General features: G+C 67.1%; 11 protein-coding genes and 1 tRNA gene. 8 read left to right on the forward strand and 4 right to left on the reverse strand.

Annotated elements, in window-relative coordinates; all coding sequences use genetic code 11:
- The first annotated feature begins 23 nt into the window (after positions 1-23).
- From LQZ87_RS00935 to LQZ87_RS00965, 7 genes are read left to right on the forward strand one after another with little or no spacing between them, the layout of a single operon-like run.
- A complete protein-coding gene (locus tag LQZ87_RS00935) occupies positions 24-1,016 on the forward strand; it encodes an ABC transporter permease (RefSeq protein WP_230101919.1) in 993 nt (330 codons plus the stop codon).
- Positions 1,013-2,113 (forward strand): ABC transporter permease, encoded by a 1,101-nt coding sequence (locus LQZ87_RS00940; RefSeq protein WP_230101569.1) that lies wholly within the window; start codon positions 1,013-1,015, stop codon positions 2,111-2,113. Before LQZ87_RS00935 ends, LQZ87_RS00940 begins: the two co-directional genes overlap by 4 nt.
- Positions 2,110-3,147, forward strand: coding sequence for a rhamnose ABC transporter substrate-binding protein (gene rhaS, locus LQZ87_RS00945; protein ID WP_230101570.1), 1,038 nt, complete (start codon positions 2,110-2,112; stop codon positions 3,145-3,147). The genes LQZ87_RS00940 and rhaS overlap by 4 nt, the downstream gene beginning before the upstream one ends.
- 57 nt (positions 3,148-3,204) lie before the next feature.
- Positions 3,205-3,567, forward strand: coding sequence for an L-rhamnose mutarotase (locus LQZ87_RS00950; protein ID WP_230101571.1), 363 nt, complete (start codon positions 3,205-3,207; stop codon positions 3,565-3,567).
- Positions 3,564-4,730, forward strand: coding sequence for an L-rhamnose isomerase (rhaI, locus tag LQZ87_RS00955; RefSeq protein WP_230101572.1), 1,167 nt, complete (start codon positions 3,564-3,566; stop codon positions 4,728-4,730). The genes LQZ87_RS00950 and rhaI overlap by 4 nt, the downstream gene beginning before the upstream one ends.
- Positions 4,731-4,732: 2 nt before the next feature.
- On the forward strand, positions 4,733-6,769 hold the full coding sequence (locus LQZ87_RS00960) for a bifunctional aldolase/short-chain dehydrogenase (protein WP_230101573.1): 2,037 nt from the start codon (positions 4,733-4,735) through the stop codon (positions 6,767-6,769).
- Positions 6,766-8,184, forward strand: coding sequence for a rhamnulokinase family protein (locus LQZ87_RS00965; RefSeq protein ID WP_230101574.1), 1,419 nt, complete (start codon positions 6,766-6,768; stop codon positions 8,182-8,184). The genes LQZ87_RS00960 and LQZ87_RS00965 overlap by 4 nt, the downstream gene beginning before the upstream one ends.
- A gap of 11 nt (positions 8,185-8,195) precedes the next feature.
- Here the strand turns inward: LQZ87_RS00965 and LQZ87_RS00970 are convergent, their stop codons facing one another.
- The 3 genes from LQZ87_RS00970 to LQZ87_RS00980 all read right to left on the reverse strand — a co-directional run bounded on the left by LQZ87_RS00970 (position 8,196) and on the right by LQZ87_RS00980 (position 10,281).
- The gene (locus LQZ87_RS00970; protein ID WP_230101575.1) at positions 8,196-8,624 is read right to left on the reverse strand and encodes a VOC family protein; all 429 of its coding nucleotides are present in this window, start codon (positions 8,622-8,624) and stop codon (positions 8,196-8,198) included.
- Positions 8,625-8,891: 267 nt separating this feature from the next.
- Entirely contained in the window at positions 8,892-9,773 is an 882-nt protein-coding gene (locus LQZ87_RS00975; protein ID WP_230101576.1) for a manganese catalase family protein, read from the reverse strand.
- 419 nt (positions 9,774-10,192) lie between these two features.
- A tRNA-Ser gene (locus LQZ87_RS00980) sits at positions 10,193-10,281 on the reverse strand.
- A 153-nt stretch (positions 10,282-10,434) separates the two neighbouring features.
- Between LQZ87_RS00980 and nagE the strand changes: the two genes are divergently transcribed.
- A complete protein-coding gene (gene nagE / locus LQZ87_RS00985; protein ID WP_230101577.1) occupies positions 10,435-12,354 on the forward strand; it encodes an N-acetylglucosamine-specific PTS transporter subunit IIBC in 1,920 nt (639 codons plus the stop codon).
- Between the two features lie 38 nt (positions 12,355-12,392).
- Here the strand turns inward: nagE and LQZ87_RS00990 are convergent, their stop codons facing one another.
- The gene (locus LQZ87_RS00990) at positions 12,393-13,646 is read right to left on the reverse strand and encodes an LCP family protein (RefSeq protein ID WP_230101578.1); all 1,254 of its coding nucleotides are present in this window, start codon (positions 13,644-13,646) and stop codon (positions 12,393-12,395) included.
- Between the last annotated feature and the right edge of the window lie 19 nt (positions 13,647-13,665).

Below are 13,665 nucleotides of genomic sequence, written 5' to 3' on the forward strand. Positions count from 1 at the left end.
CCACCGCCATCCCCGTCTCCGCGATGACCAAGCGACTCTCCGTGCTCGGCAGGGCGCGAGAGTTCGGCATCCTGCTCGCTCTCGTGCTCGTCATCGTCGCCGCCACAGTGGGCAACCCGAAGTTCCTCTTCAGCACCGACGGCTGGCGCGACCTGCTGCTGACGCCGTCGATCCTCGTGCTCGTCGCGGTCGGCCAGGCCATCGTGCTGATCACGCGGAACGTCGATCTGTCCGTCGGCTCGGTGATGGGCCTGACCGCCTACCTGACCGGGCGCCTGTTCATCGACATCCCTGGCATCCCGATCGTGGTCGTCGTCGTCGCGGCCGTCCTGTTCGGAGCTCTGCTCGGGCTGATCAACGGCGCTCTGGTCGCTTTCGCGAAGGTTCCCGCCATGGTCATCACGCTCGGCACCCTCTACGCGTACCGCGGCATCAACGTGCTGTGGGCGGGCAGCGACCGCGTCAACGCCTCGGACATGCCACGCGACTTCCTGCAGCTGGGCACCGCGCAGATCGTCGGCATCCCGCTGCTCGCGATCGTCGCCGTCATCATGCTGGCCGCCGCGGCCTGGTACCTCAAGAACACCCGGACCGGCCGCGAGTACTACGCGATCGGCTCCGATCCTGCCGCCGCCGAGCTGTACGGCCTGCAGGTGACGCGTCGAGTGCTGACGGCGTTCGTGCTCTCCGGAGCACTGGCAGGTCTCGCCGGCGTCTTCTACGCGGCCCGCTACGGCACGATCAGCTCGCAGGCCGGAGCGGGGTGGGAACTCGAGGCGGTCGGTGCGGCCGTCATCGGCGGTGTCGCGATCACCGGTGGCGTCGGTTCCGTGTGGGGCGCCGCGATCGGCGCGATGCTGCTGCTCACCATCAACCGCGCACTGCCGATCCTCGGCATCCCCGACTTCTGGCAGCGCGCCGTCGTCGGCGCGCTCATCATCGGGGCCATCGTGCTCGACCGCGTCCTCGCCGTCAGGCAGAAACGGAAGCTCATCGAAGCGAGGGACGAATCATGACCACCGCCACCAGCACCGCGGCGACGCGCGTGATCCGCGACTTCGACAAGCCGCTCTGGCGACGTCTGCTGCTCACGCCGGAGGCTGCGATCGTCGGCCTGCTCGCCCTCGTGATCATCGTCTCCTCGGCGAGCATCCGCGGGTTCGGGCAGCCGATCACGCTCACCTATCTCGTCCTCGACATCGCGCCGATCCTGTTGATCGCGCTGCCGATGACGCTCGTCATGATCACCGGCGAGATCGACCTGTCCGTGGGCAGCATGGTGGGCCTGTCGAGCGTCGTCACCGGCGCCCTCGTGCAGGGCGGGATGCCATTCGAGGTCGCCGCTCTCGCGGCTCTGTTCGTCGGCGTGGTCGGTGGCGCGTTCAACGGGTTCCTCGTGACCGTGGTCGGCCTGCCCTCCCTCGCCGTCACGATCGGAACGCTCGCGCTGTTCCGCGGACTCGCGGTCGGACTGCTCGGCAGCACCGCGGTGACCGACTTCCCGGAATTCTGGACGACCCTGGCGAAGGCGAAGATCGAGGGCACGCCGATTCCGCTGATCGCGATTCCGTTCCTCGTGCTCGTCGCGGTGTTCGCGATCCTGCTGCACTTCACCCCGTTCGGCCGCGGCGTCTACTCCATTGGGCTCTCCAAGGAGGCCGCACGGTTCTCGGGCGTGCACGTCGAGCAGACGAAGTTCGTCCTGTTCGTACTCTCGGGAACAGTCGCCGCCTTCGCCGGCATCTTCTACACCCTGCGATTCGGCAGCGCGCGAGGCGACAACGCCACCGGTCTCGAACTGCAGGTCATCGCCGCTGTGGTCCTCGGCGGCGTCTCGGTCTTCGGCGGACGCGGCAAGATCTACGGCGTCATCGCGGCCGCGTTCCTCATCGGAGCGCTCGCAAGCGCTCTGCGCCTGATGAACGTCACCTCCGACGTGATCAACATCATCACCGGGGTCCTGCTCGTCATCTCGGTCGTCGCCGCCAGCGTCCTCATCTGGTTGCAGAAGGCACGGCGCCGGCCGAGCCGCACAGCTCTCGGCGCGCACAGCTCCATAACGCCGAAGGATGTCGCGCCCGCGGCATCCACCCACGAAAGGAAAGAACAATGACGTTTGCACGCAAGCGTGTGACTGCGATCGCCGCCCTCGCTGTGGCGGCCGCCGTCGCCCTGTCCGGTTGTGCCGCCAGCACCGGCGGCGGAGGTGGCGAGGGTGATGGTGGCGGCGATGCCAACCTGGCTGTCACCTTCCTGCCCAAGAACCTCGGCAACCCGTACTTCGACACCTCGAGCAAGGGCGGCAAGGCAGCCGTCGAGGAGTTCGGCGGAACGTTCCAGGAGGTCGGCCCCGCCGAAGCCACCCCCGACGCCCAGGTCAGTTACATCAACACCGCGACCCAGCAGGGCGTCGGTGCGCTCGTCGTCTCGGCGAACGACCCGCAGGCCATCTGCGACGCACTCAACGAGGCTCGGGATGCCGGCGTCAAGGTCGTCACGTTCGACTCCGATACGAACGCCGACTGCCGCGACCTGTTCATCAACCAGGCCGACGCCGAGGGCATCGCGAAGGTGCAGATCGACCTCATCGCCGACCAGATCGGCGGAGCCGGCGAGGTCGCGATCTTGTCCGCTGCGGCCAACGCGACGAACCAGAACGCCTGGATCGACCTGATGACCGAGTACGTGGCCTCGGAGTACCCCGACATCACGCTCGTCGAGACCGTCTACGGCGACGACGACGACCAGACCTCGTTCGACAAGACTGCGGCTCTGCTGCAGTCGCACCCCGACCTCAAGGGCATCGTCTCGCCCACGACGGTCGGCATCGCGGCAGCCGCACGCTACCTGTCCACCTCGGACTACAAGGGCAAGGTCGCGCTGACCGGTCTCGGCACGCCGAACCAGATGCGCGAGTACGTCGAGGACGGCACCGTCACGGCATTCGCGCTGTGGAACCCGGAGGACCTCGGCTACCTGGCCGCGTTCGCCGCGCAGGCGCTGATCGCCGGTGACATCACCGGCGCCGAGGGCGACACCTTCGACGCTGGCGACCTCGGCGAATACACCGTCGGAGCCGACGGCACCGTGCTGCTCGGCGACCCGTTCGTGTTCGACGCGGACAACATCGGCGACTTCGACTTCTGAGTCGCCCGCCTGGCCGGTGCACACGCGCCGGCCAGGCACCCCGATCGAAGGATGACCATGACCCGCGTCTGCTTCCAGCTGCAGATCAGACCCGACCTCGTCGACGAGTACGTCGCCAGGCACACACCGGTCTGGCCCGAGATGCTCGCCGAGATCGAAGCATCCGGACGCCGGAACTACTCGCTGTTCCTCGGCGACGCGGGCATGCTCATCGGCTACTACGAGACCGATGACGATGCCGCATCGCAGGCTTACCTCGCCGCATCCTCCGTCGCGGCCCGTTGGGAGGCCGAGATGAGCCGGTTCTTCCTCGACCTCGACGGTCGACCGGATCAGGCATCCACCCCGCTCGCAGAGATCTTCCACCTGGTGGAGCAGCGCTGCGCCCACCCCCTCGACAACGAAAGCCCCACGCCATGAGCATCCTCTCCCCCTCGGTCCTCGCAGAGCTCGAGAAGCAGTCGATCGAGCTGCCCAGCTGGGCGTTCGGGAACTCCGGCACTCGCTTCAAGGTGTTCGGCACTCCCGGCACGCCACGCGATCCGTTCGAGAAGATCGCGGATGCCGCGCAGGTGCACAAGCACACCGCCCTCGCCCCGACCGTCGCGCTGCACATCCCGTGGGACCTGGTCGACTCCTTCGACGACCTGCGCAAGCACGCCGAGGACCACGGGGTCGAGCTCGGAACCGTCAACTCGAACACGTTCCAGGACGACGACTACAAGTTCGGCGCCCTCACCCACGAGGACGCGGCCGTGCGCCAGAAGGCCATCGATCACCACCTGGCATGCATCGACGTGATGGATGCCACGGGCAGCCGCGACCTGAAGATCTGGCTCGCCGAGGGATCGAACTACCCCGGCCAGGCCGACCTCCGAGGACGTCAGGACCGCCTGCAGGGGTCGCTCCAGAAGATCTACGCGCGCCTGGGCGACGACCAGCGCCTGGTGCTGGAGTACAAGTTCTTCGAGCCGGCGTTCTACCACACCGATGTTCCCGACTGGGGGACCTCGTACGCGCAGGTCAGCGCGCTCGGAGACAAGGCGATGGTGTGCCTGGACACCGGTCACCACGCGCCGGGCACGAACATCGAGTTCATCGTCATGCAGCTGCTGCGCCTCGGGAAGCTCGGCTCGTTCGACTTCAACTCCCGCTTCTACGCCGACGACGATCTGATCGTCGGGGCGGCAGACCCGTTCCAGCTGTTCCGGATCCTCTTCGAGGTCATCCGCGGCGGCGGCCTGAACAACCCCGAAGTGGCCTTCATGCTCGATCAGTGCCACAACGTCGAGGACAAGATCCCCGGGCAGATCCGCTCGGTCCTCAACGTGCAGGAGATGACGGCGCGGGCACTGCTCGTCGATCGTGACGCCCTCACCGCTGCGCAGCGCTCCGGCGACGTGCTCGCGGCGAACGCCGTCTTCATGGACGCGTTCTACACCGACGTCCGCCCTGCCCTGGCCGAATGGCGCGAGTCCCGCGGGCTGGATGCCGACCCGATGGCCGCGTATGCGGCATCCGGTTACCAGCAGAAGATCGCCGCCGATCGCGTCGGCGGAACCCAGGCCGGCTGGGGGGCGTGACCATGACGAACCCCACCGCCGCCGAACTCATCGCGCGCAGCAACCGGCTGGGCGCCGACCCGAAGAACACCAACTACGCCGGCGGCAACACTTCCGCCAAGGGCACCGAAACCGACCCTGTGACAGGGCAGCCTGTCGAGCTGCTGTGGGTGAAGGGCTCGGGCGGAGACCTGGGCACGCTCACCGAGCAGGGCCTCGCCGTGCTGCGCCTCGACCGCATGCGCGCCCTGGCCGACGTGTACCCCGGCGTCGACCGTGAGGACGAGATGGTCGCCGCTTTCGACTACTGCCTGCACGGCAAAGGAGGCGCCGCTCCGTCGATCGACACCGCGATGCACGGACTCGTGGATGCCGCGCACGTCGATCACCTGCATCCCGACAGCGGCATCGCGATCGCGACCGCTGCCGACGGGCCGGCACTGACGACGAAGATCTTCGGCGAGAAGGTCGTCTGGGTGCCGTGGCGGCGTCCAGGATTCCAGCTCGGCCTGGACATCGCCGAGATCAAGAAGCAGAACCCGCAGGCGATCGGCTGCATCCTCGGCGGCCACGGCATAACTGCCTGGGGCGACACCTCCGAGGAGGCCGAAGTCAACTCGCTGTGGATCATCGACACGGCGGCGGCGTACATCGCAGCGGAGGGCAAGTCCGAGCCGTTCGGCGGCGTCCGCACCGGCTACGAGGCCCTTCCCGCGCCCGAGCGCCGCGAGCGCGCTGCGGCTGTGGCCGGCACCATCCGCGGGATCGCGTCGACGGACAAGCCCATGGTCGGCCACTTCACCGACTCCGAGGTCGTGCTCGACTTCCTGGCGTCCGAGCACGCTCCCGAGCTCGCTGCTCTCGGCACGAGCTGCCCCGATCACTTCCTGCGCACCAAGGTCAAGCCGCTCATCCTCGACCTGCCGGCGACCGCGTCCGCCGACGAGCAGATCGCGCGCCTGCACGAGCTGCACGCGGAGTACCGCGCCGACTACCAGGCGTACTACGACGCGCACGCCACCGCGGAGTCCCCCGCGATCCGCGGCGCCGACCCGCTCATCGTGCTGATCCCCGGCGTCGGGATGTTCTCCTACGGCGCGAACAAGCAGACCGCGCGGGTGGCCGGCGAGTTCTACGTCAACGCCATCAACGTCATGCGCGGAGCGGAGGCGCTCTCCACCTACTCCCCCATCTCCGACGCCGAGAAGTTCCGCATCGAGTACTGGGCGCTGGAAGAGGCCAAGCTGCAGCGGATGCCGAAGCCGAAGACCCACCAGGGGCGCATCGCGTTCGTCACCGGCGCGGCATCCGGCATCGGCAAGGCCATCGCGACCCGTCTCGCCGCCGAGGGCGCGTGCGTCGTGATCGCCGACCTCGACCTCGAGAAGGCACAGGCGGCAGCTGCCGAGCTCGGCGGCTCGGACGTCGCGATCGGCGTCGCCGCCAACGTCGCGGACGCCGACGCCGTGCAGGCCGCGTTGAACGAGGCCGTCCTCGCCTTCGGCGGTGTCGATCTCGTCGTCAACAACGCCGGGCTCTCGCTGTCGAAGCCGCTGCTGGAGACCACGGAGAAGGACTGGGACCTGCAGCACGACGTCATGGCCAAGGGGTCGTTCCTCGTCTCGAAGGCCGCAGCTCACATCCTCATCGACCAGAAGCTCGGCGGCGACATCATCTACATCTCGTCGAAGAACTCCGTGTTCGCCGGTCCGAACAACATCGCCTACTCGGCGACGAAGGCCGACCAGGCGCACCAGGTGCGGCTGCTGGCGGTCGAGCTCGGCGAGCACGGCATCCGCGTCAACGGAATCAACCCGGACGGCGTCGTCCGAGGCTCCGGCATCTTCGCCTCCGGCTGGGGCGCGAACCGCGCGGCCACCTACGGCGTCGCGGAGGAGGACCTCGGACAGTTCTACGCGAACCGCACGATCCTCAAGCGCGAGGTCGTGCCCGAGAACGTGGCGGATGCCGTGTACGCCCTGACCGGCCCCGAACTGTCCCGCACGACCGGCCTGCACATCCCCGTCGACTCCGGCGTCGCCGCGGCGTTCCTGCGATGACCGCCCGCGCCGTCGCGGCGGTCGACCTGGGCGCCACGAGCGGGCGCGTGGTCATCGGGCGTGTGAGCGCTGACGCGGTGGAGCTCGAACTGGTCTCGCGGTTCCCGAACGGCCCCGTCGAACGAGAGGACGGACTGCACTGGGACTTCGACGCCCTGTACGAGAACGTGATCGCGGGGCTCGCGGAGGCGGTGCGCCGTGAGCCGGCGATCGAGAGCATCGGCATCGATTCGTGGGCCGTCGACTACGGGTTGCTGCGCGACGGCGAGCTCGTGGGCGAGCCCTTCCACTACCGTGACGCGCGCACCGAGCGCGGGGTCGCCGAGGTGCACGAGATCGTCCCCGTCGAAGAGCTGTACCGGCGCAACGGACTGCAGTTCCTGTCATTCAACACGCTGTACCAGTACCGCGTCGATCGCGATCTCGACGACGCGGATGCCGCGCTCCTGATCCCGGACCTCATCGCTTACCTGCTGACCGGGAGGCGCGTCGCCGAGCGCACGAACGCGTCGACCACCGGGCTTCTCGACGTGCGCACGTCGGAGTGGGACCTCGAGCTCGCCGAGCGTCTCGGCATCCCGTCCCGCATCCTCCCGGAGCTCGTGAGCCCCGGAGAGACGATCGCACGGCTGCGCCCCGAGGTCGCCTCGCGCATCGGCGCGGACCTGCCCGTCATCGCCGTCGGCTCGCATGACACCGCATCCGCCGTGGCGGCCGCTCCGCTGTCGTCGCCGCACGCCGCGTACATCTCGTGCGGAACCTGGGGTCTGGTCGGACTCGAACTCGATGAACCGGCGCTGACGGATGCCGCGCGCGCGGCGAACTTCACCAACGAGCTGGGCGTCGACGGTCGCATCCGATTCCTCCACAACGTCACCGGGCTGTGGCTGCTGAGCGAGACGATCCGCGCGTGGGGCGAAGACGACGGGGCCACCGTCGACCTGCCCGAGTTGCTCGCCGACGCGACCGAGGTGACGGGCGAGGTGCCGCTGTTCGACGCGAACGATGCGTCGCTCAGCGCCCCCGGCGACATGCCGGGGCGGATCGCCGCGCTGCTCGACGCCTCGGGCGCGGAGGTTCCCGGCGATCGGGCAGCGTTCGTGCGGACGATCCTCGAATCGATCGCGGACGCTTTCGCGGATGCCGTGCGGACAGCCGGCGAGCTGGCAGGGCGCGCGGTCGACAGCATCCACATCGTCGGGGGCGGTTCACTCAACCGGCCTCTCTGTCAGGCGACTGCCGACCGATCAGGACTGCCAGTGCTCGCCGGGCCCGTCGAGGCGACCGCGCTCGGAAATGTACTCGTGCAGGCGCGAGCGCTCGGGGTCGTCAGCAACGACCGTGAGGCGTTGCGAACAGTGGTCGCCCGGTCCGAACGGCCCGTCCGATACGACCCCAGGCAACTCACGTTCTAGAGCCGACGCGCTCAGCCCGCTGTTCCTGTGCTCCGCTTCATCATCATCTCGACCATCTCGGGTGCTGGCTCGCCGATCGCGATGATGTTTCCTTCGCTGTCGCTGAACCACGCGCTGCGCAGACCGCCCAGATCGGCGATGCCGTCCACGGTCTTCAGCCCCGGGAGGTCGTAGTCGTGGAACACGACACCGTTGGTCCGCAGGGCCGTCGTGTCACGGTCGAGGTCATCGGTCACGAGGTTGAGTGCGGTGTTCTGTGCCGTGCCGGCGAAGTCGGTGCTGTACACCAGCACGGTCATGTCGCCGATGGCGTAGAAGAGGCTGCCCGACTCGGGCTCGGCGTACACCGGGTCGCGGCCCAGAACGTCGTGCCACCAGCGCCGGGCACGGTCGAGATCCGCCGCAGGAAGCACGGCGGTCGCCATGAGATTCTCGAACATGATGCACCTCTGTTCGAGGGCGTTGTCATCTGCGCGCCGGCCTGGCGACGCCACGGCGATTCGGGCGCTCGGGTGTGGCCCTCGACGGCAGTGTACTGCCGGGTCGGCGGCGGCGTAAGAGCCATCGAGAGGCGCGCTCGTGGGATGCTGCGCGCACGTGCCCTCCGCCGCCGGGCGCACACCCAGCCAACATCGCGATGATGCTGAGCGCACAGGACCTGCTTCAAGGTTCATCTACCGGTCATTGTGGGCGGAGTACTTCGCGTCCTACTTGTCGCTGAGCTTGTCTTCGACCACGCCCATGGCCTTGTCGGTCGAGTTCGGCTTGGCATCCGTCCCGTAGAAACGAGGGTCGGGCTGTGTCGGCGGAGGCATCGGCACCGTGGTCTCGGGACCATCGAGGTACGTGAACTCGCCTTTGCCGTCCGGGGTGGGCCCCGACGCCCAGGATCCCTCGGCTGCGGCCGCACCGTCGGAGAAGTTGATGTACTGGTAGCTCACGTCACGCGCCTCCTGAGACAAGGGGAAGTTGATTGGCACGGGAATGTCTTCGGTGCCCTCTTCACGCACTTCCTGGGCGGCACGGATCCACTGGTTCTGATGCATCGTGTCGCGGGCCAGCAGAAACGACAGCAACTCGCGCACACCGTGATCGTCGGTCATGTTGTAGATGCGCGCGACCTGAAGCCTGCCCTGCATCTCGGCGTTCGCGTTCGCGGTGAAATCTGCCAGCAAGTTCCCGCTCGCGGTCACGTACGATCCCTGCCACGGATTTCCGTTGCTGTCGACCGGCCGGACGCCGGCACCGGCGACGATTGCCGCCTGCACATCCATGCCTCCGATGACCGCGCCGAGGACGGGGTCGGATGCCGCGGCCGCTTCAGATTGCTCGACGGGAGCCTTCTCCAGCAGTTGCGCAATCATGATGGCGAGCATCTCTACGTGACCGAACTCCTCAGCCCCGATTCCGTAGAGCAGGTCGCGATACTTTCCGGGAAGGTGTGCGTTCCAGGCCTGGAAGCCGTACTGCATCGCGACCGTGATCTCCCCGTACTGGCCACCGAGCACCTCCTGCATTCGACGCGCGAAGATTGCATCCGGCTTGCCGGGACTGGCTTGGAACTGCATCTCCTGCTTGTGGAAGAACATCGGATCTCCTGTCGTCTTCACCAGCTGTCGAATGCAACCGGCGTGTCAGGTGACCGTAGGTCTCACGGCCGCTTCGCATACCGGGGCTGGCTCTTTGCCCGCGACCGGCGTATTCCTCCCCGACTCGAGTCACGCAAGCGTCCGGACGCTCGCACTACGTGAGACTCCAAGAGTCCGGAACAAGAGGCAAGGGTGCGAGTCATGGCAGCACCACGGAAGTACAGCGAGGAATAGAAGTAGCGGGCGACGCGGCTCGCCTTGGACGTGCAACACGACCCGGCGAGCAAGGTCGGGGCGGTCAGACTGGGATCCGCGCTCACAGTCGTACGACCATGACGAAAAAACCCGACTCGACACAGCAGAGGCCGCAAGCCTGATTCAAATGGTTTCGGGATATATCCCTTGACCGGGATTTTTTGCGGAGACGGAGGGATTTGAACCCTCGGTCCCCTTGCGAGGACTCCACCTTAGCAGGGTGGTGCACTAGGCCTGACTATGCGACGTCTCCAGGCGTCCGATGCGATCGGACGCGCTTAGCCATCATAACGGGTCGCGAAGCTGAGACAGAATCCATCCACAGATCAGCCCGTCGCATCCCCGTGCGCGCGCCTCGGGGAGTATCGTGACCCAGCGTTGTCCGCTCTCGATGAGGAGATGTCAGATGAAGTTCATGCAACGGCTCGGCCGGTCGATCATGCTCCCGGTGGCCGTGCTGCCGGTGGCCGCGATCCTCTCCGGAATCGGATACTGGATCAAGTCCGCCGCCGGCGACAACATCGTCTCCGCCTTCCTCAGCGCGGCGGGCGGCGCACTGCTCGACAACATGGCACTGCTGTTCGCGATCGGCATCTCGCTGGGCATGGCGAGCAAATCCGATGGCACATCAGCGCTCGCCGGCCTGGTGTCGTGGCTCACGGTCACGACGCTGCTCAAGCCGGAGACCGTCATGCTGCTGACCGGCTCAGGAGACGTGAACGAGGTCGACCCCGCGTTCCTGAAGGTGCAGAACGTGTTCGTCGGCATCATCTGCGGTCTCATCGGCGCGTGGTGCTACGACCGGTTCAAAGACACCAAGCTGCCGGACGCGCTGTCGTTCTTCTCGGGCAAGCGCTCCGTCGCGATCGTCACAGCCGGTGTCTCGCTCGTGCTCGCCATCGCCCTGTTCTTCATCTGGCCGTTCGTGTACGGCGGCCTGGTCATGTTCGGCGAGTGGATCGTCACGCTCGGCCCCGTGGGCACGGGCATCTACGGCTTCCTCAACCGGCTGCTGATCCCGGTCGGCCTGCATCACGCCTTGAACTCGGTGTTCTGGTTCGATGTCGCCGGCATCAACGATCTGAACAACTTCCTGGCAGGTGAAGGCACCTACGGTGTGACCGGCCAGTACATGACCGGGTTCTTCCCCGTCATGATGTTCGGCCTGCCGGGTGCCGCACTGGCGATGTACCTGACCGCCAAGACCAAGCGCAAGAAGATCGCGTACGGAATCCTGCTCTCCGGCGCGATCTCGTCGTTCTTCGTCGGCGTGACGGAGCCCCTCGAATTCGCCTTCATGTTCCTCGCTCCCCTGCTGTACCTGATCCACGCGATCTTCATGGGCATCTCGATGGCGATCGCCGCGATCCTGCCGGTGCGGATGGGCTTCGGATTCTCCGGAGGTTTCATCGACCTCGTGCTCGGGTGGGCCAATCCGATGGCGCAGAATCCCTGGTTGATCATCGTGCTCGGAGCCTTCTGGTTCGTCATCTACTTCGTCGTGTTTTACTTCGTGATCAAGCGCTTCAACCTGAAGACCCCCGGTCGCGAGGACGACGACATCGACGAGACGACCGCCACGACCGGCGCATCCGACGACGGCTACCTGGCGACGGCCAGCCGCTTCCTCGACGCGCTCGGCGGCAAGCAGAACATCACGCAGTTGGAGAACTGCACGACACGGCTGCGTCTGGAGCTCGCCGACGTCGACAAGGTGGATGCTGCGGCCCTGAAGCGCGCGGGCGCTGCCGGCACGATGAAGTCCGGCGGGCGGGCGGTGCAGGTCGTCTACGGCCTGAACGTGCAGTTCGTGAAGGATGCCATGGACCGGCTGATCTCCGGCGAAGCCGAACCCGTGGCGGCTCCCCCGGCCGGCCCGGCCGGATCCGTGCTCACGGACGCACGCCCGACCACCGGCCGAAAGCTCGTCCTGCGTCAGCCGCTGCAGGGCCAGGTGGTGCCGCTCTCCGAGGTTCCCGATCCCACGTTCGCGGAAGAGATCATGGGCCCTGGGCTGGCGATCCGTCCGAGCGGGGATCTCGTGATCGCGCCCGCCGACGGCGTCGTCGAGGGCGTCTTCCCGACCAGCCACGCGGTGGCCCTGCGGCTGGACGACGGCACCGAACTGCTCATCCACGTCGGCGTCGACACCGTGAAGATGGACGGCGCCGGCTTCGAGACCCTGGTGGACAAGGACGCCCACGTCACGGCGGGTACGCCGCTGCTGCGCTTCGACACGGCGAAGATCGTCGCAGCCGGGCTCTCGCCGGTCACACCGGTGATCGTGCTGAACGACGAGAACGCCGAGATCGAGTTCTCAGGCTGAGGGTTCGCGGCCCTGGGTGCAACCCGCGGCCGCACCCGTCAGCGGATGTTTCCGTTGGAGCAGGTCTGCTGAGCAGCCGAGTTGCCCTTGATGTTGTCCGGAAGCGCCTCGACGCCATCGCTCGGCGCGGCCGTCTCGGTCGGCGTCGGCGTCGCCGTCTCGCCCGGCTCCTCGGTCGAAGGCTGATCCTCGATCACGACGCCGTCGTTCGACGTGTTCTGGTGCGTGACCTGCAGCTGCTTGTTCGCGTTGATCGCGTCCCACATGATCGTGGAGGAGTCGTAGTCGGGGACGACCTTGTTGACGTCGGCCGGGTCCTCGAACGTCGGGTACTGCAGGAAGACGATGTCCTCGAACGGGACGTCCTTGACGGCGAGACCGATCTGCACGAGCGTCGTCGGGTTCGTGAGCGACGTGCTGGCCTCGAGGTTGCTCAGCGCGGTGTGCGCCAGACGCAGCATGACGGGCACGTTGCCGAGCACCTCGCCGCTGATGAGCTTGCGAGCAAGGCTCGACATGTACTGCTGCTGGTTGCCGATGCGGCCGAGATCGCTGCCGTCGCCGACGCCGTGCCTCGTGCGCAGGAACTGCAGCGCCTCCAGGCCCTTGACGGTGTGCGTTCCCGCCTCCATGTCGAGGCCCGTGTAGCGGTCCTTGATCGGGGTCGCGAGGCACACGTCGACGCCGCCGATGGCATCGGTGATCTCGATGACGCCGCCGAAGGTGACGGATGCCGCGAACTCGATGTCCTGGCCGGTGAGCTCGGAGATGGTCTTGGCCACGCAGTTCAGGCCGGCGTCCATGTACGCGCTGTTGAGCGGCTGCTTGCTCATCGCGTACGTGGTGCTGCCGTCCTCCCTGGTGCACTCCGGAATCGGGAGCATCAGGTCGCGGGGGAAGCTCACCGCGGTGATGCGGCGCGGTTCCTCCGAGACGTGCATGAGGATGTTCACGTCGTTGAGGGTGCCCTCGGAGTCGGGCCCCGAGCAGCGGTCGCCGAACAGGTGCGCGTACTTCTGCTCGCAGTTGTCCGTGCCGACGAGCAGCAGGTCGAACCCGCCCTCGTACTCGCCGAGGTCCGGCGGAACGGGCTTCTGCCCCTCGAGTTCCACGGCGTCGGCGGTGGCCGTGTTGAGCAGGTCGCTCGCGACGAAGGCAGCGACGCTCACGCCGCTGACGAGCACGACCGCCATGGCGATGCCGATGATCTTCAGAATCTGGCCGAGCGGACCAGGGGTCCGCAGCTGACCGTGGCGCGCCACGGTCTTGCGGCGACGGATCTTCGCGCTCACTCGGTGCCTTTCACATCTG

The sequence above is a fragment of the Microbacterium sp. Bi121 genome (genome assembly GCF_918698005.1).
In the GTDB taxonomy this organism is placed as follows: domain Bacteria; phylum Actinomycetota; class Actinomycetes; order Actinomycetales; family Microbacteriaceae; genus Microbacterium.